Source organism: Streptomyces sp. SID8374 (genome assembly GCF_009865135.1).
GTDB lineage: Bacteria > Actinomycetota > Actinomycetes > Streptomycetales > Streptomycetaceae > Streptomyces.
Genome location: NZ_WWGH01000002.1, coordinates 1936236 through 1950090, shown reverse-complemented (window position 1 = coordinate 1950090; position 13855 = coordinate 1936236). Strand labels below are relative to the sequence as shown.

14 protein-coding genes are annotated in these 13855 nt (G+C 73.4%); 4 read left to right on the top strand and 10 right to left on the bottom strand.

The genetic code is table 11. The annotated features are described in order from the left end of the window. Nucleotides 1-94 precede the first annotated feature (94 nt). Nucleotides 95-556 carry a universal stress protein gene (locus tag GTY67_RS31980; RefSeq protein ID WP_093689363.1) on the top strand — a complete coding sequence of 154 codons (462 nt, stop codon included), beginning with the start codon at nt 95-97 and terminating at the stop codon, nt 554-556. A gap of 10 nt (nt 557-566) precedes the next feature. Here GTY67_RS31980 and GTY67_RS31975 read toward each other — a convergent pair whose 3' ends face one another. Further along, a complete protein-coding gene (locus GTY67_RS31975; protein ID WP_161281346.1) occupies nt 567-1781 on the bottom strand; it encodes a CapA family protein in 1215 nt (404 codons plus the stop codon). A gap of 268 nt (nt 1782-2049) precedes the next feature. On the opposite strand from GTY67_RS31975, the gene GTY67_RS31970 reads away from it, so the two are divergent. Beyond that, entirely contained in the window at nt 2050-2622 is a 573-nt protein-coding gene (locus GTY67_RS31970; protein ID WP_093689359.1) for a sigma-70 family RNA polymerase sigma factor, read from the top strand. On the opposite strand, the gene GTY67_RS31965 is transcribed toward GTY67_RS31970, so the two are convergent. Next, on the bottom strand, nt 2556-2753 hold the full coding sequence (locus GTY67_RS31965) for a zf-HC2 domain-containing protein (RefSeq protein WP_093689357.1): 198 nt from the start codon (nt 2751-2753) through the stop codon (nt 2556-2558). The genes GTY67_RS31970 and GTY67_RS31965 overlap by 67 nt on opposite strands. A gap of 112 nt (nt 2754-2865) precedes the next feature. Between GTY67_RS31965 and GTY67_RS31960 the strand changes: the two genes are divergently transcribed. Beyond that, nucleotides 2866-3387, top strand: coding sequence for a hypothetical protein (locus GTY67_RS31960; protein ID WP_093689355.1), 522 nt, complete (start codon nt 2866-2868; stop codon nt 3385-3387). Nucleotides 3388-3411: 24 nt separating this feature from the next. On the opposite strand, the gene GTY67_RS31955 is transcribed toward GTY67_RS31960, so the two are convergent. The 4 genes from GTY67_RS31955 to GTY67_RS31940 all read right to left on the bottom strand — a co-directional run bounded on the left by GTY67_RS31955 (nt 3412) and on the right by GTY67_RS31940 (nt 7305). Continuing rightward, nucleotides 3412-4632: a histidine kinase gene (locus tag GTY67_RS31955; RefSeq protein WP_161281345.1), complete on the bottom strand. Its 1221-nt coding sequence runs from the start codon at nt 4630-4632 to the stop codon at nt 3412-3414. Next, nucleotides 4629-6131: a cation acetate symporter gene (locus GTY67_RS31950; RefSeq protein ID WP_161281344.1), complete on the bottom strand. Its 1503-nt coding sequence runs from the start codon at nt 6129-6131 to the stop codon at nt 4629-4631. The genes GTY67_RS31955 and GTY67_RS31950 overlap by 4 nt, the downstream gene beginning before the upstream one ends. Then, nucleotides 6128-6490, bottom strand: a complete 363-nt coding sequence (locus tag GTY67_RS31945; RefSeq protein WP_093689349.1) for a hypothetical protein — start codon at nt 6488-6490, stop codon at nt 6128-6130. The genes GTY67_RS31950 and GTY67_RS31945 overlap by 4 nt, the downstream gene beginning before the upstream one ends. A gap of 62 nt (nt 6491-6552) precedes the next feature. Next, entirely contained in the window at nt 6553-7305 is a 753-nt protein-coding gene (locus GTY67_RS31940; protein WP_093689347.1) for a LytTR family DNA-binding domain-containing protein, read from the bottom strand. A 71-nt stretch (nt 7306-7376) separates the two neighbouring features. On the opposite strand from GTY67_RS31940, the gene GTY67_RS31935 reads away from it, so the two are divergent. Next, on the top strand, nt 7377-8012 hold the full coding sequence (locus tag GTY67_RS31935; RefSeq protein ID WP_161281343.1) for a zf-HC2 domain-containing protein: 636 nt from the start codon (nt 7377-7379) through the stop codon (nt 8010-8012). A 33-nt stretch (nt 8013-8045) separates the two neighbouring features. On the opposite strand, the gene GTY67_RS31930 is transcribed toward GTY67_RS31935, so the two are convergent. The 4 genes from GTY67_RS31930 to GTY67_RS31915 all read right to left on the bottom strand — a co-directional run bounded on the left by GTY67_RS31930 (nt 8046) and on the right by GTY67_RS31915 (nt 13736). Continuing rightward, nucleotides 8046-8906: an Fpg/Nei family DNA glycosylase gene (locus GTY67_RS31930; RefSeq protein WP_161281342.1), complete on the bottom strand. Its 861-nt coding sequence runs from the start codon at nt 8904-8906 to the stop codon at nt 8046-8048. Between the two features lie 36 nt (nt 8907-8942). Then, nucleotides 8943-10310, bottom strand: coding sequence for a wax ester/triacylglycerol synthase family O-acyltransferase (locus GTY67_RS31925; protein ID WP_161281341.1), 1368 nt, complete (start codon nt 10308-10310; stop codon nt 8943-8945). 120 nt (nt 10311-10430) lie between these two features. After that, nucleotides 10431-12497, bottom strand: coding sequence for a SpoIIE family protein phosphatase (locus GTY67_RS31920; RefSeq protein ID WP_093689552.1), 2067 nt, complete (start codon nt 12495-12497; stop codon nt 10431-10433). Nucleotides 12498-12596: 99 nt separating this feature from the next. After that, nucleotides 12597-13736, bottom strand: coding sequence for a DUF6777 domain-containing protein (locus GTY67_RS31915; RefSeq protein ID WP_161281340.1), 1140 nt, complete (start codon nt 13734-13736; stop codon nt 12597-12599). Nucleotides 13737-13855 lie beyond the last annotated feature (119 nt).

Genomic DNA, 13855 nt, shown 5'->3' with positions numbered 1-13855 from the left:
AGGCCTGACCGTTTTGTACCCATTCGACGCAGCGGTCGGCCCGGGACGCAGGCCCTCCTCCGCACCCTCCGGGCGAGCCGATAGCCTCGGAGCCGTGACAGAGCAGCAGCCTCATCAGTTCGAACGCGGTACGGACGGGCCCAAGGTGATCGTCGCGGGCGTCGACGGCTCCGACTCGTCCATGCGCGCGGCCGCCTACGCCGCCGGTCTCGCCCGGCGGCAGAACGCCATGCTGGCCCTGGTCTACGTCCAGCCCGTGATCCCCTCGGGGGCCGCCCTGGGCGTGCCCGTCGGCGACACGACGGGCGAGGTCGCCCAGGAGCTGGTCGACGAGATCCGGGAGTCGGCGGAGCGGCTGAAGGACACCTGGGACGTGCGCTGGGAGTTCCACACCTTCCGCGGCGACCCGTACAACGGGCTGGTGACGGCGGCCGACGAACTCACCGCCGACGCCGTGGTGGTGGGGGCGTCGGAGTCGGCGGGGCACCGGTTCATCGGTTCGGTGGCGGTCCGGCTGGTGAAGGCGGGCCGCTGGCCGGTCACCGTGGTGCCGTAACCCTTCCCGGCTACTCCCCCATCACCAGGCCGTCGGCCGCCGCGCCCCGCCCCAGCACCACGTTCCGGATCCGGTCGCGGACCTGGCGGTGGTGGTCGGCACCGGCCTTGATCGAGGTGTTGAGGTCGACGACACGCCCGGTGCCGGTGTCGTACCACTGCGGGACGAACTCGGCCTTCTGCACCGTCCAGCGCCCGCCCTCCCGTGCGGGCGGCGCGAAGGTGAAGCGGCCCATCGAACTCTGGTTGCCGCGCGGGTCCTGGACGCCCTGGTAGTTGATCATCGCGCCGGCGATCTGGTCGCCCATGCCGTAGATCACCCAGGTGCCGTTGACCTTCTCGTACGCCTGCGGGACGTGGGCGTGGGTGCCGATGATCAGGTCGATGTCGGGGCGGCCGCGGTCCTGGGAGGCGGTGAGCCGCCGGGCCAGATCCAGCTGCCGGGCGTCCGGTTCGTCCTGCCATTCGGTGCCCCAGTGCACGGAGAGTACAACGACGTCGGCGCCCGCCCGCCGCGCCTTCCGCGCCTCCGCCACGATCTTCCCCGCGTCGATCACGTTGACCGTCCACGGCTTCCCGGCGGGCAGCGGGATGTTGTTGGTGCCGTAGGTGTACGCGAGGTGGGCGACCTTGGCCGCCCGCTTGCCCGGGCCGGTCGGCAGGATCGTGGGGCGGGCGGCCTCGGCGGCGGAACGGGCGGATCCGGCGTGGCGGATGCCTGCCGCGTCCAGGGCGCCGAGGGTGCGGTCGACACCCGCGGCCCCGGCGTCGAGGGTGTGGTTGGAGGCGGTGGAGCAGGAGTCGTAGCCGGTGGCGCGGAGAGCGGTGGCGACCTCGGGCGGCGACTTGAAGCTCGGGTAGCCGGTGTAGGGGCCGCCCTCCTTCCCGTACACCGTCTCCATATGGCAGATGGCCAGGTCGGCGCGGGAGACGAGCGGGGCGGCGCCCTTGAGCATCGGGGTGAAGTCGTACCCCTGCCCGCCCGCGTCGGCTGCCGCCCGGTCGATGACCGAGGAGTGCGGCAGGACGTCGCCCGAGGCCAGGAGGGTGAAGGGGCGCGGTGCGTCGGGGTGCTGGGCACCCGCACCCCGGGCGGCACTCGGGGAGGCGGTGGGGGAAGCGCTCGGGGTGGGCGCCTGGGGCGGCTGCTGCCCGGCACAGCCGGTGGCCGCAGCGAGCAGGAGGGCGAGGGCGGCCACGGTGCCCGGTCGGATGCGCTGCGTCATCTGCTCGACTCCATGTTCGGATGATTACGACCATCCGACTACACATATCGTCATACCGCTGAGGCAAGGAGCATTGCCGCATACCTAGCTGAACTGGTCGTACCGTCCGACCCCGACGGCCCCTTGACCGTTCGCCGCACCATTCGCCGCACTGAGCGACCGCTCGTCGCACGCCTCGGTGCACCGCCTGTTCCTGCGCCGCCGAATGCGTTCGTATACGCCAGGCGGCAGCGAGGCCGTCGGGGGCCTCCCGCGGGAAAGGACGTTCATGAAGACCACGACGACGACCGATGAGCGGGCCATCGCGGAGTTGCAGCGGGAACACGGCCCCGCCCTCTTCCACTTCCTGCTGGGCCTGACCTTCGGGGACCGGCAGCGGGCCGAGGACCTGGTGCAGGAGACCCTGGTACGCGCCTGGCAGCACCCCGAGGCCTTCGACGCCCCGTACGACTCGATGCGGCCCTGGCTCTTCACCGTCGGCCGCCGCCTCGCCATCGACGCCCGGCGCTCCCGCCAGGCGCGCCCCGCCGAGGTCAGCGATCTGGTGCTGGAGAGCACCCCGGCCGACCAGGACACCGCGGACTCGGCCGTCCGCGCCCTGGACGTCCGCGAGGCGGTGCGCACGCTCAGCCCCGAACACCGCGCGGTGCTGGTGCAGATCTACTTCCGCGGGCTGAGCGTCGGCGAGACCGCCGAGGTGCTCGGCATCCCCGCCGGGACCGTCAAGTCCCGTTCGTACTACGCCCTGCGGCTGCTCTCGCGCAATCTGCCCGGCTACTCACGGAGGTCCTCCGCCCGCAACAGCGCGAGCAGGGCCGAGGCCTCCGCCACCTCCACGTAGTCCCGGGCACAGCCGTCGCAGAGCTGGAGGTGGCGCGCGACCCGGCAGGTCTCCTCCGCGTCCAGCGCGTCCAGGACGTACGCGCCCAGCAGCAGGCGCACATGCGGGTCGTCGCCGGGGTCGGCACTCATTCACAGCCTCGCATCTCCTGGGCGATCCTCCGCTTCTGCCCACGCGGGGCGTCCGCCCCCGGTTCAATGCTGCGTGAAGCCCGGTACCGAGCAAGGGAAGAGGCGAGACGGGATGCGTCCCGAGGATACGGATGGAACCGGTGGGGGCGGGCTGCCGGTGCCGATGGCCTGGCTGTACACGGAGTACATCGCGGACGAGCTGTTGCGCACCGGCGATCTGATGGAGCCGACGACCCTGGAGTTCCGGGCCGGGCGCGACGCGCTCGCGCTCACGATATTCCTCTCCGGCCTCCTCGGGGAGACCCCGGTCCCCGGTGCGCTGTCCGAGGCACGGGTCGACGAGCTGCGGCTGCTCACGGCGTACGGCGCGACCTGGCGGAGCTGGGTCTGCGAGCGGCTCGTGGAGTCGCAGCGGCGGGCCGGACCCGGCGACCCCGATCTGGCACTGGCCCGGGCGGCCTGGCGGTGGCTGGAGGAGACCGAACTGCTCGCCGCCGACCTCGACGCGATCGTGCCGGCGCCCTGGGAGCCGGTGGCCGGGGGCGCGCACGAGGGCGAGGGGGAGGTCCAGGTGTGGACTCCGGCGTGGCAACTGGGGCTGCCGCTGGGCCACTTGGCCGTGCATCTGTGCTGATCCGGTCGGGACGCCGGGCGTGGCTCAGGAACCGTGCACGCCTGCGCGGTACTTGGGCAGCCGGAGCGTGATCTTCATGCCCGCGCCGAGCCCGGTCTCGATGACGAGCCCGTACCCGTCCCCGTACACCTGGCGCAGCCTCTCGTCCACGTTGAGCAGGCCGATGCCGGTGGAAGGCGTGGTGGCCTCGCCGCGCAGGATGCGGCGCAGCCGTTCGGGGTCCATGCCGGTGCCGTTGTCCTCGATCACGACCTCCGCCTCCGATCCGGCGTCCAGCGCGCTGATGGTGATCCGGAAGGGGGTGTCCGCCGCCCGTTCTCCGGGCGGGGCGCCGGCTCCCTCCAGGCCGTGCTTCACGGCGTTCTCCACCAGCGGCTGGAGGCAGAGGAAGGGCAGGGCGACCGGCAGTACCTCGGGGGCGACCTGGAGGGTGACGGAGAGGCGTTTGCCGAAGCGGGCGCGGACCAGGGCCAGATACTGGTCGATGGAGTGGAGTTCGTCGGCCAGGGTGGTGAACTCGCCGTGCCGCCGGAACGAGTAGCGGGTGAAGTCGGCGAACTCCAGGAGCAGTTCGCGCGCCTGCTCGGGGTCGGTGCGGACGAACGAGGCGATGGCGGCGAGGGAGTTGAAGATGAAGTGCGGGGAGATCTGGGCCCGTAGCGCCTTGATCTCGGCCTCGATCAGCTGCGTACGGGAGCGGTCCAGCTCGGCCAGCTCCAGCTGTACGCAGACCCAGCGGGCCACCTCGCCCGCCGCCCGGGCCAGCACCGCCGACTCGCGCGGGGCGTAGGCGACGAGTGCGCCCAGGACCCGGTTCTCCACGGTGAGCGGGACGGCGACCGCCCAGCGCAGCGGGCAGTCGAGGTCGGCGCAGCCGCTGTCGAAGGCGGTGCCGCGCCCGCCCTCCAGCAGCTCCTGGATGTGGCCCATCACGTCCTTGCCGTGATGGTGTCCGGCGCCGTCCCAGACCAGGACACGTTCCCGGTCGGTGAGGCAGAGGGCGTCGGTGCCGAGCAGGGAGCGCAGCCGGCGGGCCGAGCGCCGGGCGCTCTCCTCGGTGAGCCCGGCGCGCAGCGGCGGCGCGGCGAGCGATGCGGTGTGCAGGGTCTCGAAGGTGGCGTGTTCGACGGGGGTGCCGACATCGCTGGGCCGGAGCGGCCGGGCGGTACGTCGCCCCACGAGGAACCCCATGCCGAACAGCAGCGCCACCAGGACCACGAGCACGGCGATCCCGGCCCCGGTCATCGCTCCCTCCCGGCGGCCCGTGCCGAGGTGAGCGCCTCGGGGAGGTGGAAGCGGGTCATGGCCGCGTTGGTGCCCGGCGGTATCCGGCCCGGCGTCGCGAGCGAGACGAGGATCATCGCGAGGAACCCCACAGGGACGGACCAGACGGCGGGCCAGGCGAGCAGCGCGTGCGGCCAGCCGGGCGGGCGTACGGCACCGCTCACCGTGATCGCGACGGCGAGGAGCGCGGACCCGCCGCCGAGCAGCAGCCCCGCTATCGCGCCCGGCGGGGTGAGGCGGCGCCACCAGATGCCGAGGACCAGCAGCGGGCAGAAGGAGGAGGCGGAGACGGCGAACGCCATGCCCACCGCGTCGGCCACCGGCACCCGGCTGACCAGCAGCGAACCGGCGAGCGGCACGGCGATGGCGAGGACGGTGGCGAGCCGGAAGTACCGCACCCCGCGCGAGGGCAGCACGTCCTGGGTGATGACCCCGGCGACCGCCATGGTGAGCCCGGACGCGGTGGAGAGGAACGCGGCGAAGGCCCCGCCCGCGATCAGCGCGCCCAGCAGATCGCCGCCGAGCCCGCCGATGACCCGGGCGGGCAGCAGGAGAACAGCCGCGTCGGCGTCGCCGCCGTGCCGCAGCTCGGGGGCGTACAGCCGGCCGAGGGCTCCGTAGATGGGCGGCAGCAGATAGAAGAGGCCGACCAGGGCGAGGACGGCGACGGTGGTGCGGCGGGCGTCGCGGCCGTTGGGGCTGGTGTAGAAGCGGACGACGACATGCGGCAGGCCCATCGTGCCGAGGAAGGTCGCCACGATGAGTCCGTACGTGGCGTAGAGCGGGTGGTCGGCGCGGAAGACGGCGAACTGGTCGTCGAAGCTGACCCGGGGCCGGCCGTCTCCCTGCCAGGCGAGGATCAGGAAGAGCGCGGGGACCAGGAGCGCGGTGAGCTTCAGCCAATATTGGAAGACCTGGACGAAGGTGATGGACCGCATCCCGCCCGCCGCCACCGCCACCATCACCACGGTCGCGACGAGCACGTCGCCGAGCCACCCGGGCGCCCCGGTGAGGATCTTCAGCGTCAGCCCGGCGCCCTGGAGCTGCGGGACCAGGTAGAGCCACCCCGCCCCGACCACGAGGATGCTGACCAGGCGCCGGACATGGAGCGATTCGAGCCGCCCCTCGGCGAAGTCCGGCAGGGTGTACGCCCCCGAGCGGCGCAGCGGTGCCGCGACGAAGACCAGCAGCACCAGATATCCGGCGGTGTAGCCGACCGGGTACCAGAGCATGTCCGGGCCGTGCAGCAGGACCAGGCCCGCGACGCCGAGGAAGGAGGCGGCGGAGAGGTATTCGCCGCTGATCGCGGCCGCGTTGAGCCGGGGCCGCACGGTGCGCGAGGCGACGTAGAAGTCGGAGGTCGTACGGGAGATGCGCAGGCCGAAGCCGCCGACGAGGACGGTGGCGAGGACGACGAGGGCGACCGCCACCCAGGACGCCGTGTGGTCGGGGGTGCTCACGGCGTCGGGCGGCCCTCCACCAGCCGGGCGAAGTCGCGTTCGTTGCGCTCGGCCCTGCGCACGTACCACCAGGCGGCCAGGGTGAGCGGCGGGTAGGTGGCGAAGCCGAGCACCGCCCAGACCAGGGCTGCGCTGTTCAGAGCGGCGAACAGGAGCGGCAGGGTGCCCGTGACGAGGGCCAGCACGGCGAAGACGGTGAGCCCGGCGCGGAGCTGGCTGCGCATCAGCGAGCGGACGTAGGCGCCGCCGAGGGCGGTCTGCTCCTCGATCTCCGACTGGGTCCGGTAGCGGGGCAGCGGACGCACCCGGCGGGGCTCTCCCGTGACGACTTCGCGCCGGGGTGCGGTCTCCTGTGACATGGGCTCGGAGTGTAGGCGGCGGGGGGTGGCGCTGGGAAGGTTTCGGGGAAGGTCGCCCCAGGTCAGCGGCCGCCCTGGCGCATCAGCAGATCGCGCAGGGCCCGGGTGTGGCGGCGGCTGACGGCCAGCTCCGCCTCCCCGATCCGTACGCTCATGCTCCCCGCGTCCAGCCGCAGCTCGTCGATCCGGCCCAGCGCCACGAGGTGGCGGCGGTGGATCCGGACGAAGCCGCGCGAGCGCCAGCGCTCCTCCAGGGTGGTGAGCGGGATGCGGACGAGGTGGCTGCCGGACGCGGTGTGCAGCCGGGCGTAGTCGCCCTGCGCCTCGGCGTACGCGATCTCGTCGATCGGGATGAAGCGGATGACGCCGCCGAGCTCCACCGGGATCTGGTCGGTGGCGGTGTCGTTGACCGGGGCGGCCCGCTCCCCCACCTGTTCGGCGACGCGGCGTACGGCCTCGGCGAGGCGTTCGCGGCGGACCGGTTTGAGGACGTAGTCGACGGCCTTGAGGTCGAAGGCGTGCACGGCGAAGCCCTCGTGCGCGGTGACGAAGACGATGAGCGGGGGCGAGGCGAACCCGGCGAGCAGCTGGGCGACGTCGAGGCCGGTGAGGCCCGCCATGTGGATGTCCAGGAAGACGACGTCGATCGCGGTCGGGTCGTCGGGGCCCGCGTCCACGGCGCTGCCGATGCGGCGCAGCGCCTCGGTCGCCCCGGTGGCTCCTTCGGCGCTGCGGATACGGGGGTCGGCGCGCAGGAGGTAGAGGAGCTCCTCCAGGGCGGGTGGTTCGTCGTCGACGGCGAGTACGCGCAGCATGAGCCCGGAGTTTAGGTGCTTCGAGGCCGCATGGCTTGAGTGAATCCCGGCTTGTTCCCGTACCGCAGTACATGCAGACGACCGAGCCCCACATCCGGGTGGGGGCCTACGCCCTGGGCGTCCTCGGGAGGGCCGACGCCTTCCGGTTCGAGGAGCATCTGGAGGAGTGTCCGCAGTGCCGTGTCCGGGCCCGGGAGCTGGCCCCGGTGGCGGCCCGACTCGCGGTGGCCAGGCCGGTGGTGCGGCCCTCCCCCGGGCTCGCGGACCGGCTCATGGAGGCGGTGGCGGCCGGGCGGCGCAGGGCGGGCAGGCGGCGGCTCGCGCTGGTGGCGGCCGCGGTGGTGCTGGCGGTGGGCGGGCCGTTGGCGGTGGCCGGGGCGCCGGAGGGTCCGGGGCGCGTGGTGGGGGTGCAGCGGTGGGTGGGGGCGGACCAGGCGTCGGGGGCGGCCGCGGTGGTGACGGCGGCGGGCCATGAGTGGGGTACGTCGGTGGCGCTGGAGGCCGTCCGGGTGCCGGCGGTCGGGGTGTGCGCGCTGATCGCGGTGGGCCGGGACGGCAGCGAGGAGACGGTGAGCAGCTGGTCGGCCGGGGGTGCGGGGGACGGCCTGGTGGAGGTGTCCGGCGGGGCGGCGCTGCGGCCGGAGGGCATCGACCACTTCGAGGTGCGGACGGCGGACGGGCGGCGGCTGGTGACGGTGGAGCGGTGAGCGCCCGGGTTTCACGTCAGGAACGCCCGGGGGTCACTTCAGGAACTTCGACAGCCGCCGGTCGGCCAGCGGTTTGCCGCCCGTCTGGCAGGTCGGGCAGTACTGGAGCGAGGAGTCGCTGAAGGAGACCTCCAGGATGGTGTCACCGCAGACCGGGCAGGCCTCGCCGGTGCGGCCGTGGACCCGCATCCCGCTCTTCTTCTCGGACTTGAGCTTTCCGGCCTCCACCCCGCTGGAGCGAGCCACCGCGTCCTTGAGGGTGGTGCGCAGCGCCGTGTACAGGCGGGTGATGTCGTCCTCGTCGAGGTCTGCGGTCCGTTTGAACGGGGACATCTTCGCCACGTGCAGGATCTCGTCGCTGTAGGCGTTGCCGATGCCCGCGATGAGCGACTGGTCGCGCAGCGCGCCCTTGATCTGGCGGCGCGCCCCGGCGACGATCGCGGCGAACGCGTCCCGGTCGAAGGTGTCGGCGAGCGGGTCGGGGCCGAGGCGGGCGATGCCCGGGACGTCCATGGGGTCGCGGACGAGGTGGACGGAGAGGCGCTTCTTGGTGCCCATCTCGGTGAGGTCGAAGCCGTCGCCGTCGGCGGTCACCAGGCGCAGGGCGAGCGGGCCCTTGCCGGGGCGCGGCGGGGCGGCCGGGAAGGAGTCCTTCCAGCGGAGCCAGCCCGCGCGTGCCAGGTGGGTGCAGAGGTGCAGCCCGCCCGCCTCGATGTCGAGGAACTTGCCGTGGCGGGCCACCGAGGTGACGGTGGTGCCGTCGAGGGCGGCCAGCGGCGGGTCGTACGTCTTCAGGACGCTGATCGCCAGCGGGAGGACGCGGGCGATCTCCCTGCCGACCAGGTGGTCGTCGAGGAAGACCCGCAGGGCTTCGACTTCGGGCAGCTCGGGCATGGGTCCAGCCTGCCGCAGGGCGCGTACGGCTGCCTGTCAGGCGACCGGTTCCGGCGTGGCCACCCGGCCGCCGGCCACCAGCTCGCGGAGCTCCTCGAACTCCTCCTGCACCGCCTCCGCCAGCCGGTCCAGGTCCGGCAGCGCCTTGCCGTCCGCCACCAGGCCCACATGCACCCGGCCGCCGTACGTCGACAGGGCGACGGCCAGCGACTGTCCTCGGGCCAGGGGTGCCATCGGGTACAGCGCGGTCAGCGGGCAGCCGCCGAGCGAGAGCGCGGAGCGCGGCAGCGGGACGCTGGTGACGAGGAGGTCGAAGAGCATCCGGGCGGCGTTGGCCGCGAGGGGTGCGCCGAACCGGTGGGCCAGCGGGTGGAGTTGGTCGGCGAGTACGGCGACGGCTCCGGCGCCCTTGAGCGGTCCGGCCGCCTTGTTACGGTCCATCGCGGCCCGGACCGTCCTGAGCCGCTCCCGGGGGTCGGCCGCGCCGACGGGCAGGTCGAGGAGGTAGGCGGAGAGCCGGTTCCCGCTCACCGCGCCGCCGGGCCTGCGCCGGGAGACGGGGACCAGGGCGCGCGGGTCGGTGGCGGCGGGCACCTCGCCGCGCCCGGCCATCCAGCGGCGCAGGGCCCCGGCGACCACGGCGAGCAGGATGTCGTTGGCGGTGCCGCCCTCGGCGCGGCGGATGCGCTGGAGGGCCGTGGCGTCCAGGTCGGCGGTGGCCAGGCGCCGGGTGCCGCTGGAGGGCGCGGTGAAGGCGGTGGAGCGCAGGTCGAGGCGGCCCGCGCGGACGACGGAGGCGCCGACGCCCAGGGCCCGGCCGACCTCGCCGATCCGGCCGAGCGCCATCCCCGCCATCTCGCGGGGGTCGGGGAGCCAGGAGCGGGGCGGCACGGCGGAGCGGCCGCGTGGGGTGGGCCGGGCCGCGGCGGCGGCGATCTCGTCGAAGATCCCGGCCCCGATGGCGACCGCCCGCATCCCGTCGGCCAGGGCGTGGTGGAGCTTGACCAGGACGGCGAAGGGCCCGTCGTCGGCGCCGCCGATCAGGTACATCTGCCAGGGCGGCAGCCCGCGCCCCAGCGGCTGCTCCATCAGCTCCCCGGCCAGCCGGGTGGCCTCCGCCATGAAGTCCCCGTCCTCCACGGCGACGCGGCGGACATGGCGGTGCACGTCGAAGTCCTTGTCGACGGTCCAGGCCGCGCCGCCGACGGGCAGCAGGACGTCCCGTACGCACATCCGCAGCCGGGGGATCGCGGCGGCCCGGGTGCGGAGGAGGTCCAGGATGTGCGGCGGGGTGACGCCGGGCGCCGGGGCGAAGACGGCGAGCGCGCCCAGGTGCATGGGGTGGGCGTCGGATTCGAGGTGCCAGAAGGCCAGATCGAGAGGGGCCAGGAGTTCGGTACCCAACAGGGGCCTCATGTCTTGGGGGGGGCGGAACGGCCGTTACCCCCGCAGTCAATCGTTTGCGGTCGGTTACGGTCAAGCACGGACATGTTACGTACTGTTACAGCACACGGCTTCCGCTCATCACGACCGTTCGGGGATCAGGAACTCGCACCACACGCACTTGCCGCTGCCCCGGGACTCCACACCCCAGACGTCGGCCAGCCGGTCGACGAGCATCAGCCCGCGCCCGGAGACCCCGTCCTCCCCCGCGTCCCGTCGGCGGGGCAGGGCGCTGGAGCGGTCCTCCACGTCGACGCGGAGCCGCCGCTCGGAGCCGGCCATCACCCGGATCGTCACCACGGCCCCGCCGTCGGTGTGCATCAGGGCGTTGGTGGTCAGCTCGTCGGCGGCCAGTTCGATCTCGTCGGCCCGCTCCTTCGCCCCCCAGGCGCGTACCGCCGCCCGGATCATGTGCCGGGCCGAGCTGAGCGCCTCGGGGTCGTTCTGGGCGACATGCTGGCGGAGCCTGCCGCCGGGCTGGGGCGCCTGGGCGGCGCGGCGGCGGAGCAGCAGGAGCGCCACGTCGTCCTGGCCGCCGCGCACGTCGACGGCGTCGCAGAGTTCGTCGGCCAGCTTCTGGAGGTTCTGGGGGCCGTTGGAGACCAGCGTGGTCAGCAGCTGCATGCCCTCGTCGAGGTCGGAGCCCGGCATCTCCACCAGTCCGTCGGTGAACAGGATCATCGTCTGGCCCGGGTCCAGCTCCGCCGTGGAGACCGGGTACTCCAGCCGCCCGAACTCCGCGGAGAGCCCCAGCGGCAGTCCGCCCTCGGCCGGCATGCGGCGGCAGCTGCCGTCCACGTCGCGTACCAGCGGGTCGACATGGCCGGCCCGGACCGCCTGGACGACCCCGGTGGTGAGGTCGACCTCGGCGTAGGTGCAGGTGGCGAAGCGGTCGGTGTCCAGCTCGTGGAGGAAGACGGAGGCGCGCGCCATGACGGTGGCGGGGCTGTGCCCCTCGGCGGCGTACGCCCGCAGCACGATCCGCAGCTGCCCCATGACGGCGGCGGCGTGGGTGTCGTGCCCCTGGACGTCGCCGATGACGGCGCCGACCCGGCCGCCGGGCAGCGGGATCAGGTCGTACCAGTCGCCGCCGATGTCCCGGCCGAGCCGGGCCGAGCGGTAGCGGACGGCGACCTGCGCCCCCGGCACGGCGGGGATCCGGCGCGGCAGCATCGCCTGCTGGAGCCCTTCGGCGAGGTCGTGCTCCTGCTCGTAGAGCATGGCCCGCTGGAGGCTCTGGGCGATCGAGGTGCCGAGCGCCATGAGGAGGTTGCGCTCGTCGGGGGTGAAGCCCGCCTTGTCGCGGTAGAGCAGGCCGAGTGCGCCGATCGGGCGGGCCTGCGCGATCAGCGGCATGTAGGCGGCCGAGGTGATCCCCAGGTGGCTGATGTTGGGCCAGAGGATCGGGTAGGAGGTGGCGAAGTCCTCGGCAGACTCGATGAAGCGCGGGGTGAGGGTGCGGACGACCTCACTCATCGGGTACTGCTCGTCCACCCGGGTGAACCGGGTGCCGGGGACGTAGGCGCCTTCGGGCCCGTCGGCCACGAGGTGGATGCGGCCGGACTCCAGCAGGCCCATGACGAGGCTGGTGGCGCCCAGGTGGGCGAGGCCCTGGGAGTTCTTGAGGACGGCGATGACGTCCTTGACCGTACGGGCGTGGGCCAGGGCCGCCGTGGTGCCCTCCACCAGGCTCGTGCGCTGGCGCCGCTCCAGGTCCAGCTCCTGCCGGGCGGAGGAGTCCGCCAGCTCCTGGGTGGCGTCGCGGACGATCCCGATGATGCGGCGGGGCCGGCCGGTCCCGTCCCGGCGGACGAACCCCTGGGTGTGGGTCCAGCGCAGGGTGCCGTCGCGGCGCTGGATCCGGAAGTAGGCGCCGTAGTTGGTCAGCCCGCTCTTGAGCGCCTGCGAGACCAACCCGTCCAGGCGTACGGCCTCATCGGTCGGTACGCGCTGTGCGAGGGAGGCCGGCCGGTCGTCGTACTCCTCGGCGGCCAGGTCGAACACGTCGAGGGCGGCCTGGTCCATGTGCATGAGGCCGGTGTCCAGATCCCAGTCGAAGCTGCCCATACGGTTCAGGGCGAGGCTGAGGTCCGGGTGGGCGGGCCAGTCGTCCGGGAGTGACAGGGCACCCGCTACCCGATCATCCATGTGGGCCACTCTGCCACCATTTGTCCGATTCTTCGAGTGATCCGTTCCGTGGACCGGAGCGGTCGCCGCACGGGCTGGAGGGGGTCCGGGCGCGGCCGGTCAGCCGGCGAACGGCTCCGGAACGGCGTCGTCCGCCGGCTCGTCGAGACCGTCGGGGTCGCCGGGGAAGACCTGGGTCGGCTCCGGCACCACGCCGGACCCGTCCTCCTCCATCTCCCAGGGCTCGTCGGTCGGCATGCCGTCGAAGTCGTCCGGCGCCTCGGTGCCGGGGTCGGGCTCCATGGGCGGCGGGCAGCCGGGAGGCAGCTCGGCGGGGTCGCCCGAGGGGTCCGGGCACGGCGAGCTCTCCGGTTCGGCGGGGGCCGGGGCCGACGGGGCGGTCTCCGTGGGTTCGGGATCGGAGGGGCGGGCCGGGGACGGGAAGAGCAGGTCCTGGCTCGGCTCGAAGGGCGGCGGGCCCTCCGGGTCGCGGTCGCGTCCGACATCGTCGCCGACGGCCCGTTCGATCCAGGTGTTGTCGGCGGTGTTCACGATGATCAGGCTGCTCACCGGCCGCACGCCCGCGTCGATCGCCAGGATCCGCGCGGGGTCGTACCCGGCCCAGCGCTCGCCCCGGTGGGTGACCTGCCCCTTCGCGACCACCGGCCGGTCCAGCGGATTGCCGCAGGTGCAGCGGACCTTCGGCAGCCCCCTGCTGTCGACCAGGACGGCGGTGCCCGCCTGGAGCACGGCCTGGAAGGCGGTGACGGAGCCGGAGCTGTAGCCGTGGTTGGTGACCTGGGTGTCGGCGCGCAGGACCACCGGGGTGAGCGAGCGCAGATAGCCGGGGATCTGCACGGCCTCGATGCCCGCCTTCTCCGCGAAGGCGCGCGCCTTGTCCTGGTCGGCGGTGAGCAGGCGGGCCTGCTGTGCCACGTCGCAGGACGCCTCGGACCGGACGCCGCCGTAGAGCCCGGGAACGGCTCCCGAGACGCGATGCACCGTCCGGGTGGCGGATCCGCCGTCCTCCTGCGGCGAACGGGTGGCCGACGGGGAGGGCGCCGGCCGCGCCGTCGACTTCGTGAAGGGCCCGGGGCCGGGCTCGCCGAGCGGCTGGAGGAGGACGTCCTCGGCCTCCGCGGTGCCGGTGGTGCCCTTCGTGGTGCGGTCGGCGGCGCTGTCGCAGCCGGTGGCGGCGAGCAGGACCCCGGCGGCCAGTGCGGCGAGCGCGGCGCGTCGGGAACGTCTGGGTGAGCGCACAGAGCTCTCCTGCCTGTCCATGGCGAACGGATGGGTCCGTCACCATCTGTGCCGCACCGGACGACGGCCCGCAAGCGGACACCGGCCCGGGAACAGCTTTCTTGAACGCGTTCAATAAA